The 15861-nt window shown below is 51.6% G+C and carries 14 protein-coding genes and 1 pseudogene; 9 read left to right on the top strand and 6 right to left on the bottom strand.

Annotated features, from left to right (window positions below):
* The first annotated feature begins 106 nt into the window (after positions 1 to 106).
* From AC06G5_RS10350 to AC06G5_RS10330, 5 genes are all read left to right on the top strand, one after another.
* Positions 107 to 316: a hypothetical protein gene (locus AC06G5_RS10350; protein ID WP_480459385.1), complete on the top strand. Its 210-nt coding sequence runs from the start codon at positions 107 to 109 to the stop codon at positions 314 to 316.
* A gap of 307 nt (positions 317 to 623) precedes the next feature.
* Positions 624 to 1079 carry a VOC family protein gene (locus AC06G5_RS10345; RefSeq protein ID WP_480459384.1) on the top strand — a complete coding sequence of 152 codons (456 nt, stop codon included), beginning with the start codon at positions 624 to 626 and terminating at the stop codon, positions 1077 to 1079.
* 67 nt (positions 1080 to 1146) lie between these two features.
* A complete protein-coding gene (locus AC06G5_RS10340; protein ID WP_480459382.1) occupies positions 1147 to 2115 on the top strand; it encodes an endonuclease in 969 nt (322 codons plus the stop codon).
* Between the two features lie 193 nt (positions 2116 to 2308).
* On the top strand, positions 2309 to 2590 hold the full coding sequence (locus AC06G5_RS10335) for a hypothetical protein (protein WP_052037634.1): 282 nt from the start codon (positions 2309 to 2311) through the stop codon (positions 2588 to 2590).
* Positions 2591 to 2668: 78 nt separating this feature from the next.
* Positions 2669 to 2896, top strand: a complete 228-nt coding sequence (locus tag AC06G5_RS10330; protein WP_480459380.1) for an AbrB/MazE/SpoVT family DNA-binding domain-containing protein — start codon at positions 2669 to 2671, stop codon at positions 2894 to 2896.
* A 64-nt stretch (positions 2897 to 2960) separates the two neighbouring features.
* On the opposite strand, the pseudogene AC06G5_RS10325 reads toward AC06G5_RS10330, so the two are convergent.
* The 6 genes and pseudogenes from AC06G5_RS10325 to AC06G5_RS10300 form a co-directional block, all read right to left on the bottom strand.
* A pseudogene (locus AC06G5_RS10325) lies at positions 2961 to 3194 on the bottom strand (hypothetical protein); the annotation flags it as partial.
* Between the two features lie 721 nt (positions 3195 to 3915).
* Positions 3916 to 4854, bottom strand: a complete 939-nt coding sequence (locus AC06G5_RS10320; RefSeq protein ID WP_008015687.1) for a carbohydrate kinase family protein — start codon at positions 4852 to 4854, stop codon at positions 3916 to 3918.
* A gap of 377 nt (positions 4855 to 5231) precedes the next feature.
* Positions 5232 to 5891, bottom strand: a complete 660-nt coding sequence (locus tag AC06G5_RS10315) for a nucleoside/nucleotide kinase family protein (protein WP_008015688.1) — start codon at positions 5889 to 5891, stop codon at positions 5232 to 5234.
* 290 nt (positions 5892 to 6181) lie between these two features.
* Positions 6182 to 7108 (bottom strand): ABC transporter substrate-binding protein, encoded by a 927-nt coding sequence (locus tag AC06G5_RS10310; RefSeq protein WP_008015690.1) that lies wholly within the window; start codon positions 7106 to 7108, stop codon positions 6182 to 6184.
* Positions 7109 to 7158: 50 nt separating this feature from the next.
* Positions 7159 to 8181 (bottom strand): ABC transporter permease subunit, encoded by a 1023-nt coding sequence (locus AC06G5_RS10305; protein WP_008015691.1) that lies wholly within the window; start codon positions 8179 to 8181, stop codon positions 7159 to 7161.
* Positions 8178 to 9737 (bottom strand): sugar ABC transporter ATP-binding protein, encoded by a 1560-nt coding sequence (locus tag AC06G5_RS10300; protein WP_480459378.1) that lies wholly within the window; start codon positions 9735 to 9737, stop codon positions 8178 to 8180. The genes AC06G5_RS10305 and AC06G5_RS10300 overlap by 4 nt, the downstream gene beginning before the upstream one ends.
* Positions 9738 to 10196: 459 nt before the next feature.
* On the opposite strand from AC06G5_RS10300, the gene AC06G5_RS10295 reads away from it, so the two are divergent.
* The 4 genes from AC06G5_RS10295 (at position 10197) to AC06G5_RS10280 (ending at position 15563) form a co-directional block, all read left to right on the top strand.
* Positions 10197 to 11201 (top strand): LacI family DNA-binding transcriptional regulator, encoded by a 1005-nt coding sequence (locus AC06G5_RS10295; RefSeq protein ID WP_008015695.1) that lies wholly within the window; start codon positions 10197 to 10199, stop codon positions 11199 to 11201.
* A 397-nt stretch (positions 11202 to 11598) separates the two neighbouring features.
* Positions 11599 to 13263 (top strand): glucose-6-phosphate isomerase, encoded by a 1665-nt coding sequence (gene pgi, locus AC06G5_RS10290; RefSeq protein WP_008015696.1) that lies wholly within the window; start codon positions 11599 to 11601, stop codon positions 13261 to 13263.
* Positions 13264 to 13701: 438 nt separating this feature from the next.
* Entirely contained in the window at positions 13702 to 14928 is a 1227-nt protein-coding gene (locus AC06G5_RS10285) for a maltoporin (RefSeq protein ID WP_008015697.1), read from the top strand.
* Between the two features lie 425 nt (positions 14929 to 15353).
* Entirely contained in the window at positions 15354 to 15563 is a 210-nt protein-coding gene (locus AC06G5_RS10280) for a hypothetical protein (protein ID WP_008015698.1), read from the top strand.
* Positions 15564 to 15861 lie beyond the last annotated feature (298 nt).

Raw genomic sequence — 15861 nt, 5'->3', positions numbered from 1 at the left:
CTGGCATCAATGATGGAGGCCATGATGCCAGCTGCCCGACAGCTGGAACGGGAGTAGCGTTCAGACATTCCCGTACTATTCTCTTCGTTTTCATGGAGGAATCGAGATGTCGAATGCTGATCTGCTCCCCTCCCTGCTCGTAAAAATGAATCAGAACCAACTCGGCCTAGAGGCCGCCATCATGGAGCTCACGCTTTGGGTGGAACAGCGTGGATCAGGGGACGTAGCCGAGAACGTACGGGGCGCACTAGAGGTCATCACAAGGGACGAAGAGTTCATCAATATGACTCTCGCGGTGCTTATGGCGCCGGAGTAACCAAGCCTCGACGTGGTTAACCTTAACCGCTAGAGCCGCCTGCCAGCCACGTCAGCCTGCTGTGAAGCTATATGTTGATTGCCTACCTGGTTGCAGAGTAGAAAAAACAAAGCCCCGGAGGTTCGCGGCTCCAGGGCTTCTATTTTCGCCTCCATCCCTTAATGGTTTGACGAACGTAGCCAAGACATTACCAGCGTCGCTTTGGTATTTCACTACGACTTTGGATAAACGTGTTCGATCAGCGAAGCATCGAGGAAAACGTTATGTCGTGTTTACCATGAACGCCGTTTCAACAGGAGGACTGCAAATGGATCTGAAATTCAGTCACGTAGATGTACTGGTCAAGAATCTCGACGAAGCCTGCACTTACTACGCGCAGATATTTAACGCCAAGATCTCCAAAACGCTCATCTGGGAACGAGGTGGTCTGCATGTGCGCTACGCGATTGTGTTGATGGGCCGGGAGCGTTTCATGTTGGTACAGCCGTTGGCGGGGAACCTGAAAGAGCTATTGGATACGTCGGGTGAAGGGATGATTTACCGCCACTGCTACTCGACACCGGACATCGAGAAAGCCTATGACGATTTGATGGCCGCAGGTGTTCAGCCAGAAGACGAAAATGGAAAGCCATTGGCTCGTGCGAACCTGCAATCCCCATCTGGAGCACGCATCATTTGGTTGCCCAAACGCTTCGGGCACTTCTCTATTGAGATACTGGAAGATAAAACGCTGGAGGCATTTATCGAGGCTGCGTTTTCCTAAGAAAATTCTGCAGTGGGCGTGGGCGTCGTGAGTACAATGCGCGCCCTTAATTGGCTAATACTTTCCAATGAAAAAACTGCTTTCCGTAGTAGCGCTGCTGACCTTCTCAGTAATCCCCCCCGCCTTCTCAAGCCCTCCATCGACCTTTTCCGAAGCCAAGGTCATCGCCAAGCAAAAGATCTACCTCGACCAGGCGAACAGTGCCATGGGCGAGCTGTATTGCGGCTGCAAATGGACATGGGTCGGTAAGTCGGGTGGTCGGATTGATGCTGAATCTTGCGGCTATCAAACAAGGAAACAACAGAGCCGCGCAGAACGGACTGAATGGGAACACATCGTTCCTGCCTGGACATTCGGTAACCAACGCCAATGCTGGCAGAACGGTGGTCGAGAGCATTGCGTGGATGATGATCCCGTATTCCGAGCGATGGAAGCTGATCTGTTCAACCTCTACCCATCTGTTGGGGAGGTGAATGGTGACCGCAGCAATTTCAACTACGGGATGGCCTCCGGGATAGCGCCGCAGTATGGGCAATGCAAGACGCGGGTTGATTTCGAGCAACGTGCTGCGGAACCGCGCGACGAAGTCAAAGGGCTAGTCGCTAGGACAACGTTTTACATGTTCGATAGATACAACCTGAGCATGTCTCGTCAGCAGCAACAGCTACTGATGGCCTGGGACAAGCAGTACCCGGCTTCGTCCTGGGAGAAAGAGCGAGATCGACGCATTGCAGCAATCATGGGGCATTCCAATCCATTCGTGACTGGCGAGCGTCGATGGTCGCAAGGATACAAGGCAGTTGGTGAGGGGGTGGTTAGTGCCCTTCCCGTCAACCCTCCGCGAGTAGCAGCCCAACAAACCCTGGCGAGCGTGACCGGTACAGGTGTGATAATCGGTAATCGGAAGAGCCAGGTGTATCACCTCTCAGTGGGGTGCCCTGGTTATGGTCAGGTGTCTGCGAAGAATCAGATTTCCTTCACATCAGAAGCTGAGGCCCAGGCAGCGGGATATCGAAAGGCAGGCAACTGCAAATAGTTGCTGCTTGTTGAAAGTCGGCCTTGCGAAACCGAGGCCGGCCCCCAACATTAGACTTAGACATGCGTCCTGCTTTTGCTATTTTCATACTTGATAACGTCATTAACCGCAGGCGGTTCCAGCTAAGGCTTAGACGCCCCCATCTTTCACCATCCAATGAGCCAACCGCTGACTGCCAACCAGGAGTAACAAATTGCTGACCCGTCCCGACAAAGACGCGCTACGTGCGATGCTGGAATCGCAAGTCCAAGAAAAGCTGCAGCACGACCCAGACGCGTTAACGACATATGCAGCCAAGCCTGTACCAGAGCGCAAACCGTACACCAGCAAACCCACGGTTCAAGACAAAGCATTTCACAAAGAACTCGAGCAGATGCGTGCGGACGCTGAAGCTGGAGTGATACACGCGCCTAAGTGCGAGTCTGAGGATGGAGCTGCTCCTAGCCTTAGACTTGATGATTACCCGGGTCTGTAAGATGTACTGCTGAGAATCTACAGGCGGGAACGGTTTGCCGGCCGAAAGCAACTGAGACCACACGTGAGAAAGCCACCTATGAAAATCATGATCGAAGAATGGGATGGTGATGGTGCAATCCGGATTCCCGATGAGGCACTGCAAGAGCTGGAGTTGGATGTCGGCGACGCGGTGTATCTAATTGAAGAATTTGTCGGCAACACGCGATGCCTAGTCCTATCAAAAACGGCTCAAATCGCGGATCGAATAGACGAGCTCACTGAAGCCTGGGATAGCGGACAGCTTGGTAACGCCCAGGAGAAATGAGACAGCCGTAATGCGCTTCCTTGACGCCCTCAAGGAAGGCCACCTGCAATTATTGATGGGCGAGAGCTGCCTCGATCAAGCGTGCGTTAGGTACGGCTCGGCGCACGTCTACTATGGCGCTCTCAATTGCGTCATCTGCCGAAGGTGCTTCACGGATGAATTCAAGAGCTAGGCGCCCTGGCTGCCCTACTCCGACCAATGCATCATCGCAGCCTTCCTCAGCCAAGCGTTCCACAAGCGTGTCCATATCGCTCTCGTCAGACGTCAGTTGGTAATGAAGGGTGAAGGTAAAGACCATCTATAACACTCCGCTTCAGCTAGACCCTGCGTGTTTTCTATTTTCGCACGACGCGAACAGCAGTGAGCCCTGGGACTGCGAAAACATGGCAACACCGGGGAGAAATAAGGCAGCGCAGGCATGACAGGCATAATTGCGGAGCGAGTCGCCTAGGCTACCTATCACCGGGGGGTAGACGATGCTAGGAATGTCGCATCCATCATTAAGGAGATGCTCGGCTGATTAAGTGAGCCGGGCCCATTGGCCCGAAGAAGCGACCTCTCCATTTATGTCACCCCGCAGCTCAGCTAGGGCAAGAGATGACTCGGACGCAAAATAACTTGAACACAACCTGTCCTCTCACCGCCCGCGAGGTCTGCCAGGTGCTGACGGAAGTCAGCGCTCGGCACTCGTACTTTGCAAAGAGCCTGCAGTCACTATCTTCAATGGCTATGACACAATCGGCTACTGCGAGTGCTGCAGTTCGCCTGACGGACGAGTTGGGACATTTGAAGATGCTTCTCGAAATCCAGGCTTTGGTGATCCTTGCTCGGAACAACTGCTGGGTGGCATTTGCTTTTTTTGAAAAATTATTGCCAATACCCATCGGCGTGGAGCTGTAGGGTTTTCCTACAAAATTGATCTCCCACAGTAAATGTGAGTATTCCTGTGGGAGCGGCTGAAGAGCGACCCGACTTGCCCGCGAAGACTGCAGTGCCGACGACACAATCCTGACCAGATATCAATCCAACTGATACCGAAAAGGTAAGTCCGGCCCGGTTTTACCGCAGGTCAGGGCAGCGGCGCTGATGGCAAAGGTGAGCATTTCGTCGATCTGTTCACGGCTCAAGCGTTGCAAGCCCTCCACCGAATCCAGCTGCTGTTCAGTCAGCCAAGCGATCAATGCCGCTTGGAAGGTGTCGCCGGCGCCTACGGTATCGACCATCACCACGGCACGGGCCGGCACCGACCAAGTGCCATGACGGCGGCTGAAAACTGTCGCGCCCTGACCGCCACGGGTGAGGAATACCAGTTGGCAACGGTGTTCCAGCCAGCCCTCGATCACGCTCTGCGGATCACGCTCGGGATAGAGTAGGTGCAGGTCTTCGTCACTGACCTTGATCAGATCGGCATGTTCGACCAGAGCGCCGATACGTTCACGCCACAATTCGATATTCGGCTCTGGGTTGAGTCGCACGTTGGGGTCGAGACTGATCAGGCGTTTGCCACTTTCCCGGCAGACCAGAGCCAGTAGGGTATCGGCAATCGGCTGCACCACCAACGAGAACGAGCCGATATGCAGCCCTCGCACGTCAGCGCCCAACTCAGGCAAATGCCCCGGCAACAGCTGACGATCAGCGCAGCCTTCGCCGCGAAAACTGTAATGCGGCGAGCCATCGGCACCAACGGCGACCATGGCAAGGGTGGTCGGTGCGTCGAAGTCCTGAAGGTAGTCCAAACGCACGCCCTCCTCCTGCAATACTTGCTGTAAACGCCGGCCCAGGTAGTCGGTGGACAACCCGGCAAACAGCGCCACGTCGATACCCAGGCGCCGCAGCCCGACGGCGACGTTGAACGGTGAACCGCCGGTAATGGCCTTGTAGTTTATTTTTGAAGCTTGAGCTCCGGGGTCGTTTTCACTAAAGAAATCGAACAGCGCTTCGCCACATACCAAATACATAGTCGTTTGCTCTTTAAAGGTTCGCTACAGGTTGTTGATAGCGTTAATAGGTCTGTTGATAGGCAGCCACGCTGGCTGCGACGGGTAATGTTTCGCTGGCGTGACTGGCACAGCGCTCGCACAGTTCGGCCTGTCAATAAGCAGAAAATGGCCGCCGACGCCTCCGGACTGGATTTTGCCGGTGGCGATGTCGCCCAGCATTGTCACCGCTGCCGCTGGAGACCAGTGCCTTGAGGTTGAGACCAACTGCTCGGCGATCTCTAAAAGTATCGTGCCTACAGGTGTATAGAATTGGATCAATTGCGGCAAAGCGGACTCCAGATTAGCGATAAAAATACTAGCTAAGCGAAGCTCTTGGGTAGCGGCATGATTCTCTCTCAAGGAGAAGAAGCGGGTTCTTCATCTGTGATCGTAAAGTCAGCACTACTGCTGGCCGAAATCACAAATTCGGCATTCGGAAGGTCGTTGCAACGAACTTTTTCATAGGAAGTAGACTCATCGAACCCGAAGGATCTCCATCGATCAAGCAGTCGCGTCTCCAAGGTTTTACGGTCAACCTGCAGCATAATGGTGGTGTCAAAACAGTCCCTTAAGGACGACCATGGGGCAAGATTTAATAGAAGGTAGTTTCCTTCTACGATGAGATATTTCACGTCAGAGGAAACCAATCGTCCTGCGGCACGGGATATCTCCAGGTTACGATCGAATACTGGAACGGCAACCGTTGGTTCGTTGTTCGCACGAAGCCGCAGCAGCAGACTCCTGAAGCCACCCACATCGAATGTATCGGGGGAACCCTTACGATCTAAAAGGTTCAAGGATCTAAGAACCGCGTCATCATAGTGAAAGCCATCCCCGGGAATGACCGCTGCACTCCCCGGCATAATACTATTAAGGGCCTCTACCAAGGCCTCAGAGACGGTGGACTTACCTGCACCAGGCGGCCCCGCTAGCGCAACGACAATTCGATTACCAGACAGAGCCTTAACGTAGTCAAGTAGCTCTATGCTTACTATTGTGTTTGCGTTGGAAAACATGCCAAGTTTCTCGTCAGCAAGCGTCGCTCAGGCCCCCATACCGGAGATACGTGGAGCTTGAACAATACTTATGGATACATAATTACAACAGGTTCAACAGAATCCCTAGCAAGCAAACCTCTAAGATGCCCATAATTGAAGCACATCTATGGGCCTGATACTTAACTAGAGCCACCGGAAGATCATTAAATTTAGGCTGTTCGGCTACTGCGAGTACCTCGCAGCAGCCATTACCCCCATTCCAGATGTGGCTAGATACCCCTATGCCACCTGACTAAATCGCTTATTAGTCATTGGTCAGCTTGCCAGCCTTTGTACTCCATAACATTAGTTCGGGTTACAAGTGAGGGTTGAAGCAGTACCGTTGTGCTTTGCAAGGATTTGCCATTCAGCAGGTCGTTACCCATCGTTACGGCCTGTTGTGCTTGGCCCCAAGGGGACTGAGAGGCAGAAGCCTGGATCTGTGTATCGCTTTTGAGTGCTGTCTCTATATCGGGAGCCCCATCCACCGATGCGATAATGATGCCTTTACGCTTGAGTTGTTTTGCTGCCAGGTCTGCACCTATGGCTTGGGGATCATTGATAGCGAACACCGCGTCGATTTTCGCAAAGCGAGTCAGGTCGCCTTGCATCACGCTGTAGCCACCTTCTCGCGAGCCTTTGGCATCCTGATTATCAGACAGTACCTTAATATCAGGTGCCTGTGCGAAAACACTCTTACACCCATTGACACGATCCAAGACTGCTGAAGTCTGCGTACCATTCTGGATAATAACGTTACCCTTGCCACCAAGTTTTTCAGAAATGTACTGACATACAATCCTGCCGGCTTCGACGTTATCTGTCTGTACCGTGGCGTTGGCACCTTGCACCATAACATCTACACCCACAACCACTATGCCTGCCTTTCTCGCTTTCGCAATCGCAGGCGCGATTGCTACAGGGTCGACGGCATTGACAAGAATCAAGTCTACGCCCGATGAAATGAAGTTATCGATCTGAGTGAACTGCTTGTTTAAATCGTAATCGGCCGAGACTGAGGTAAATTTTGCTGCTGGATTGATATGCAGTGCCTCCGCTTTAGCGCCATTTACCATCGCTACGAAATAAGGATTTCCCAGCGAGCCAACAGTTATCCCGACGGATTTCAACTCTCGCGCTTGAGCGGTGCTAAATGCCAGTAGTGCACAAACAGCGGTAAATATTATTTTTTTCATGGGTGCTGCCTCTTATTATTGGAGTTTGTTGCGGTAATTATATTTATGATTCAGGTTCGTGCGCCTGTCTGCCGAAAGCGATCGAGTGCTACCGCTCCGATAATGACGACACCTTTGATGATGTATTGCCAGATATCCGAAACTCCCAACAATATCAGGCCGTTGGAAAGTGTAGCGATAATCAAGGCGCCAATTAGCGTACCGATGATGGTGCCGACGCCTCCTGTAAAACGTGTCCCTCCCAGGATAACGGCTGCGATAGCGTCGAGCTCATAGGACTGCCCCATTTGCAGTCCGTTAGCAGCCATCAGTCGAGCGGAAGTCATGATGGCCCCCACACCCGCCAACAAACCGGATAGTGCATAAACAAATAACAGGACTTTCCAGACCTTGATTCCCGATAACCGTGCGGCCTCAGGATTGCCACCCACTGCGTAAATTTGTACACCTAAAACTGTCCGTCGAAGAATGAGCCACGAAAGAGTAACCACTACCATCGCGATTACAACCAACCATGGCACCCCAAACAACGTATCGTTTCCAATGTAAGCAAACGATAGATCGGGATTGAAAACCGTTTTGTCTTCGCCGATTAGGCGTGCGATTCCACGCATCGCAGTCAATCCGCCTAGGGTGACTATAAACGCAGGCAGCTTCCCAAAAGCGACCAATGCACCATTGACGAGCCCTAGCAGCAATCCGACTCCAAGCCCAGCAGCGATGGCCAGGGGAGCGAACCCCGGGACTTGCGATACCAATAGCGCCACTACTGCAGAAACAGCCAGAATCGAACCAACCGAAAGATCGATTCCACCTGTCAAAATCACGAAAGTTAAACCTGATGCCAACACCACATTGATAGAGGCTTGTTGACTAATTATTGAGAAATTCTGAGCCGAGAAAAAGCTCTCGCTCATCAGGCTAAAGCCCACACAAAGGAGCAACAATACGGGCAGCATGCCCGCCACCCTCATCATTTGGCGCATTTTATCCTGCGCGGTAGCTCCAGTGATGTTTCGTACACCAGGTGTGGTGAAGTCACTTACTAATTTTCGTTGCAATGGGGAAGTCATTGGACTAAGTCTCCGTTGGCTAGAGTCAACCTGTCGCTGCCTGTGGCAAACGCAATAATGGTTTCAGGTGTGATATCAAGACCGCTGTGGCCACCGAGTTCGGTGACAAGTTTTCCTTCACACATGACCAATACACGGTCAGCAATTCCAACGATTTCTGGTAGCTCACTTGAAATCATCACTACACAAACGCCAGATGCGGCCAATGCATTGATTATTTTATATATTTCTGTCTTAGCTCCAATATCTACACCCGAGGTAGGCTCGTCGAGGAACAATACCCTGGGTTTCATCTCAAGCAGACGAGCCAGCAAAACCTTTTGCTGGTTGCCTCCAGACAACGCTCCGACATTGATATCTGAGGACGCTTTGATATTGAGTGTTTGAATTGCTTGTTCGGCGCGTCCAGTTCCGGCCGTTCGGCTCACAAAGCCCGCAAATAGAGCATCACTTCCCACAACACATACATTGATATTGTCGTGGACACTCATGTCGAGAAAAAGGCCCAGTGCTTTGCGGTCTTCTGTTAGATAGGCGATACCTGCATTACCTGCATCGCGAGGAGAGCGTATGACTACAACTTTACCATCAACTTCAATCTGTCCACCTGAGTAAGCATCGACACCTGCGATTAATCGGGCAAGTTCTGTTCTCCCTGAACCTACCAGTCCTGCAATGCCAAGAATTTCGCCGGCATACAGATCGAAACTGCAATCTTTAATATTGGAGCCATCTGTAAGGTTGCGAACACGTAGTATCGGTTTCTCATAAGAACACGAAGGACGCTCATGGGCATAGAAACCGGAAACATCGCGGCCAACCATCATCCGGACTAAGGTTTCAGCTGATAGCGTGGCACGATCCAGCGAACCTACGTAATGACCGTCTCGGAGCACCGAAACAAAATCGGACAATGCGTATATCTCAGCCATTCGATGGCTGATATAGATGATCGCGACGCCATCATCACGTAACTGGCGAATCAACGTAAATAGACTTTCAGTCTCTTTTGAAGACAGCGGCGTTGTAGGCTCATCCATCACCAGGATTCGCGTATCGGCATGAATTGCACGGGCGATTTCAACAAGTTGTTGGTCGGCGATCGACAATGTACCGACCAGCGCGTGCGGATCAAATGTGACGCCAAGTCGCTTTAGTACAACCTGCGCGCCTTCGGTCATTGCCTTGTGGTTTACAACCCCACATCGACGAATTTCTCTACCCAGGTAGATGTTCTCGACCACGCTCATATTCGCGCACAAGCTGAGTTCTTGATAGATAACTGAAATGCCATGGCGCTTCGCATCGTTCAGGCCATAGTTTCGAATATCACATCCATCGATTCGGATAGTGCCACTGTCGGCTATATAGGCCCCCGACAAAATTTTCATCAGAGTGGATTTACCGGCGCCGTTCTCGCCCATTAGCGCGTGGATTTGTCCAGGGAAAATACTGAGGTCGATGTCATGCAGGACGCGCACCCCATTGAATGACTTCGAGATGGAACGCATTTCCAATAGGGCAAGAGGTGGACTTTCAGAGCCAGTGCTCAGCATTGCGGTTAACTCCTTATCTGCCGATTTGAGAAGCAGTGAAACCTCTCATCGGTGTTCTTGTTCGAGAAACATAGTCCAAAGGAAAGCGCTTGCGCAAGCGCTTTCCTTTGCATACGAAGGAAAGATGAAAAGGCTAGGAAAGCGCTTGCGCAAGCGTTTTCGTCTCAGCTATGCTTTTTTCAACAGCGTCCCTGCGTCCCGTTAACGGTTCGCTATGTGATCGCAAAAATAATAAAAAGGAGTGCCCGGCTATGCTGCATAGCGGATTCCACCATCTCGCCTCACCCACTTTAGGTGCACAGCGCACCTCGCTGGGTCTCTCTCGAAATTGCGGGCCCGCCCCGGCATCAATTCCTAGAGCCTCCGACACATTTTCTCGCCGTGAGCTTTACAATGGCTTACCGCTGGGCATGAGTTCAGCGCTATCCATGAAATCACGTGAGAAAGGAGTGGTGCACAGTGGGCGCAAAGATGAGTGATGTAGCGCGAGCCGCGAACGTATCAATGTCTACGGTATCCCACGTACTCAACGGTACTCGCAAAGTGCATCCTGACACCGTCCGTAGCGTGAATCAGGCTGTAGAGTCCGTAGGCTATATTCGAAACTCGCTCGCTCGATCTCTAGCTCGCTCCTCTTCAGGTGCTATAGGGGTGGCGATTGCTACGCTGTCGAACTATTACTTCAGTGAAACAGTACGTGCCATCGAAGCGGCATGTGCGAAAAGCGGCTTGATGATGATTCTGGTCAATACGCAAAAAGATCCTGAACAAGAGCTTAAAGCGGTCAAAGCACTGCATGAGAGACGTGTTGACGGCATTGTACTCGCCTCGGAGCATGATCCAGAAAATAGAGTATTTAATTACTTAAAGGCCAACAAGATACCCACGGTTCTCATCGATCGACTTCTGTCGACGTCTTTCGATCAGGTGGGGGTAGAGAATAAGCAATCATCTCAAGAGTTGATTGCACACTTGATTAAACTTGGACATCGGCGTATCGGGATGGTATCCGGACGATTGAGTCAGTCTTCTTCTCACGAGCGAATTGACGGTTACCGTGCGGCCTTGGCTGATGCAGGAATTCAGTACGAAGATCAATTAGTTTGCTGTGGTGAATCGGCGATTGAGCCGGCAATGGAAGCGACTCGCCGTCTACTAGCGCTAGAGCACCCGCCTACCGCAATAATGACCGCTAACAACTTGATGACCATTGGTGCAATGCAGGCCCTTCGTGAAGCAAGGCTTGAGGTGCCAAAGGACATCGCACTGGTCGGCTTTGACGACTTCGAATGGGCGGATGCTTTTAGCCCTCGACTGACAGTTATAGCGCAACCTCTCGAGGAACTCGGGGCCCAGGCTGTGAAGCTTTTATTGAAGCGTATCAAGCAACCTGATGGGAAACGTCAGACTATTCGATTGAAACCCTCTTTAATTCAACGAGATTCTTGCAGCGCTCCCAAATGACTGTACTCGGGGATTTATCCTGAGGATCTAGCGGTTGCAGGCGTGAATTATTTGACTCTTGTCCACGTCTCGCCGCCTAGATAACTTTTAAACTAAATGATCCGCACCTGGCTTCCATTTGTCGCGCACGCATATGTATGTTTATTTTTTACTTAAACAACCGACTTTCGGTTTTGTTTTCTTCAGGCCTCAATGATTTCGCTAAAGAGATAGGCGTCTATTTAAATTGCAATGAAAAACTCTGACCTCGTGGAGTGGAGTCCGATAGCCGATTGTAACTACAAACCGTAGAACCTATTTCTGCCGGGGCGTTTCTGCGTGTGCAAAATTACAAAACTCCAAAATTTTAATCGTTGATTGAGACGGCTGAAGCCGTATTGGCAAAGAGAGGCTGAGCATGAATAACTACAACAAAACGAATGATGTGACTGCATTGCCGGCATGGCGCAATCTGCTCGACCATCGGGAGAGCATGAAAAATTTTAGTATGCGCGATGCCTTTCAAGATGACAGTAAACGCTTTCAAGACTTTTCCTTGGCGGGCTGCGGGCTGTTTCTGGATTACTCCAAAAACCTGATCACTCACGAGACGCGTTCATTGCTTGTAAACCTTGCTCGCGAGGCTGGCGTGGAGCAGGCAGCGCATGCCATGTTCAGTGGAGAAAAAATCAACTGTTCCGAGGGGCGCCCTGTGCTGCATACCGCGTTGCGGCGACCAGTGGGGGAACCTTTGATGGTCGATGGCCGCAACTTGATGCGCGATGTGCATGGTGCTCTGGCCCAGATGACTGACGTTGTGAGTCGTATCCATAGTCATCTTTGGCGTGGTTACAACGACAAGGTCATCACTGATGTCGTAAATATTGGTATTGGTGGCTCATTTCTGGGCCCTGAGCTTGTCTCTGAAGCACTCGCGCCCTTCGCTCGGCATGGGGTGCGGTGCCATTACCTGGCTAACATCGACGGCAATGAGTTCCGAGAGGTTACAGCCGATCTGAACGTAGAAACAACGCTGTTCATCATCTCCAGCAAAACCTTCGGCACCCTTGAAACGTTGAAGAACGCGCAAGCTTGTCGAAGCTGGTACTTGGCTAAGGGCGGGACGGAAGAGAAGCTATATCGCCACTTCATTGCGGTGACAAGCAATCGTCAAGCTGCGCTGGATTTCGGCATCCGTGAAGCAAACATTTTTCCTATGTGGGACTGGGTCGGTGGCCGTTACTCACTATGGTCGGCAATTGGCCTGCCGATTGCTCTGGCCATTGGCATAGCTAACTTTAAGGAACTGCTGTCCGGCGCGTACGCTATGGATCAACATTTCCTGAATGAGCCATTGGAACAGAACCTTCCCGTTCTTTTAGCGGTACTCGGCGTTTGGTATCACAACTTTTGGGGTGCGCAAAGCTATGCGTTCTTACCCTACGACCATAACCTGCGCAACTTCGTGAAACATCTGCAGCAGATGGACATGGAGTCCAATGGCAAAAGTGTTCGTCATGATGGCACGTCAGTTTCCTACACCACTGGCCCAGTAATCTGGGGTGGCGTGGGATGTAACGGACAGCACGCTTACCACCAGTTATTGCATCAAGGGACGCCTCTCATTCCAGCCGACTTCATTGTGCCTGTGGTCAGCCACAACCCAGTGGCTGATCATCAGGAATGGCTGTACGCCAATTGCTTGTCTCAAAGCCAAGCGCTGATGCGAGGCAAAAACCGCGCTGAAGCTGAGGCAGAGCTAAAAGCCAAAGGCCTTTCGTCCAGTGAGATTGAACGACTGGCGCCGCATAAGGTGATTCCCGGTAACCGGCCAAGCAATACAGTTGCTCTTGAGATCATCAATCCACATAGCCTTGGTGCGTTGATCGCCCTTTATGAACACAAGGTCTTTGTCCAGGGTGTAATTTGGGGAGTCAATTCGTTTGATCAATGGGGCGTGGAGTTGGGCAAGGAGCTAGGCAACAGCGTCTACAACCTTCTGACTCGCTATGACGCGGAACCGGCAGATGATTCCTCGACGCAGGGCCTTATAGATTTCTTCCGGGGACGTCATCGTGGTTAGAGCCTCAAAAGATTGGGTGGGACTAATGCCTTCCAGTCTTGGAGAAAACGAATGCCATGTAGTAGTGCCTCTGCGCATGTATTCACTCGCGTTGTACTTCTGAGGCTACAGGGTGATCGACCGGCCCTGCACCGTGATTAAGTTAGTTTGGGCTTCCAGGTTCGTGACCTGAATATACATTCCAAAGGGTAAAACTTACGACGATTAACCAACTCATTTTTTAAGTAATCGCTTGCTTACCGTAGTCACTCCGCACTGGCACTGCCTGGATTCTTCTCATGCTTTGGCTCAGGTAATACGGTGCGTTTTCTATTCGATTTAACCTATTTCCCATTCGGGAACTTGTGCGTGGAGCCAGTTGCGTACTTGGTTACAAAGCGTGCTGACTCGCGTTATCGACCTTGTCCAATAAGTATAAAAAAACAAAAGGTGTTATGAATGAACGTTAAAACTCTCAGTGCAGTTCTGGGTGTGTCCTTTGCTGTCGGCTTTCTGCCTGTTGACGCGTATTCAACAGACTTCAGTGGTTATTTCAGAACCGGAGTGGGGGATTCTACTCAAGGAGGGACACAGTCGTGTTTTCAGCTACCGGGCGCGCAGTCCAAATATCGCCTTGGCAACGAATGTGAGCAGTATATGGAGCTGGATTTGCGCCAGGATCTACTTTCACTGGACGACGGCTCGTTGCTTAGCGTGGAAGGCATGGCACAGTTTTACAACGAGTATGGCCATGAACCAAAATTTGACGGAGAGCACGGTTATACGCGGATGAGTCAGCTCTACGCAGAGTGGAGCAAGATGCCGGCATTGAATGGCGGCTCTTTCTGGGCGGGCCGTCGTTACTACAACCGAAACGACATCAATATTTCCGACTACTTCTACTGGAACCAAAGCTCAACGGGCTTTGGGTTCGACCAGGTCGCATTGGGAGATCTGAAATACAGCTACGTGCTCTCACGCAAGGACAACGTCTTCCAAAAGGATTTTGTTACCCGTCATGATGTGACCGTCAGCGGATTCAACACAAATCCCGGTGGCGAAGTTCAGCTGGGCGTCAGTTATCTGGATAAGCCAAGCCGCGAGGATGCTCATCAGGGCTGGTCAGTGGTTGCCCAGCACAAGCAGGTCGCGTTCCTGGGCGGAGTCAACAAGTTCGCTGTTCAATATGGCCGAGGGCCAGGCACTGCATTGGGCTATACCGGTGATACCACGTTGGATGAGAGCAACAAAAGCTGGCGGCTCGTGGAGTTTTTCGATTGGCAATTGACTCATGCTTTCAGTGGTCAAGTTGAACTGGTCTATCAAAAAGACACGCGCCCTGAAGGTGATGATCAGAACTGGTTATCCATTGGTGTTCGGCCAATTTATGCGTTCACGGATCAGTTCAAGCTGATCACCGAGGTTGGGCGCGACCAGGTTGAAGCCGCAGACGGTACCCGAAAACTCACTAAGTACACCATCGCGCCGACTTGGTCACCGAAGGGCCCGGGATTCTGGGACAGGCCGGAATTTCGTCTGTATTACACCTACGCTACCTGGAACAAGGCTGCGCAACGCGCCGCCAGCTTGCAATCTCCGGGATCGGCTCTATCTGATACCGGTGCGTTTGGTACAGACTTGCAAGGCTCCAACGTAGGGGTTCAGATCGAGTATTGGTGGAAATAAACTCCCTTGTTGACGCCGATGCCAAATTGAACCAAATGCCGACGCAAGACCGACCCACCTCCAAATCAGCACAAATTCAGCAAAGGCAACGGTTTGTGAGGAGTCAGACTGGGTCAGTGACATCTCGGCAACTGGGTGTATTCGGCTTCGGCACCAACACCTACTGCCCCAGAGGGCATACACGGGGCTGTGGGCGGGTGTTGGTTAGCGGATGGAAGAGACAGGCGTCGAAAAAAAAGGGCCTCAGTCGAACAGGTGCATCAGGTGTCCATCCAACATGGGTTCTGCAACCTGCAGCTCAGGTAAGCAAGGCCGCTTTGTACTCAATCCAATATTACTTGGTCAGCCAGGACTCAACGGTCACGAGGCCGCACTAAGCCCTCCAGGACTTTTGCTACGCTGACCTCTTCCACGGAGGAATCACAATGTCGAATGCAGACCTGCTCCCTTCCCTACTGTCCAAAATCTATCAAAACCAGCTCGCACTTGAGGCTGCCATTATGGAGCTGACGCTGTGGGTCGAGCAGCGCGGATCAGCAGAGGTAGCCGGCAACGTTCGCGGTGCTTTAGAGGCAATCAGTAAGAATGAGCAATTCATCGGTATGACGCTTGCGGTGCTCATGACACCTGAGTGAGTAGGTCTCGAGTTTGATAGGCTAGCCGGGCCATTGGCCCGAAGGAGCGACCTCCCCATTACGTCACACCACAGCTTAGCTATGGGTATGCGATAACTCGCACGCAGAATGATTTGAACACAACCTACTCTCCCACCTCCCGCGAAGTCTCTGTCCTCACGCAGAGAATCATTGCGCCCTGTCATAAATTGTCTCAGCTCAGTCCTGCATAATTGTTGAAATCATGGAGTCATACCGGTACTCCTAAAGCACCAGTTTCAGCAGGGAACGCATCATGCATTCAAGATTCAGGGTCATT

The sequence above is a fragment of the Pseudomonas sp. WT-JTC genome (assembly GCF_056711565.1).
The sequence above is the reverse complement of the archived record's forward strand: the minus strand, read 5'-3'. Positions and strand labels throughout refer to the sequence as shown.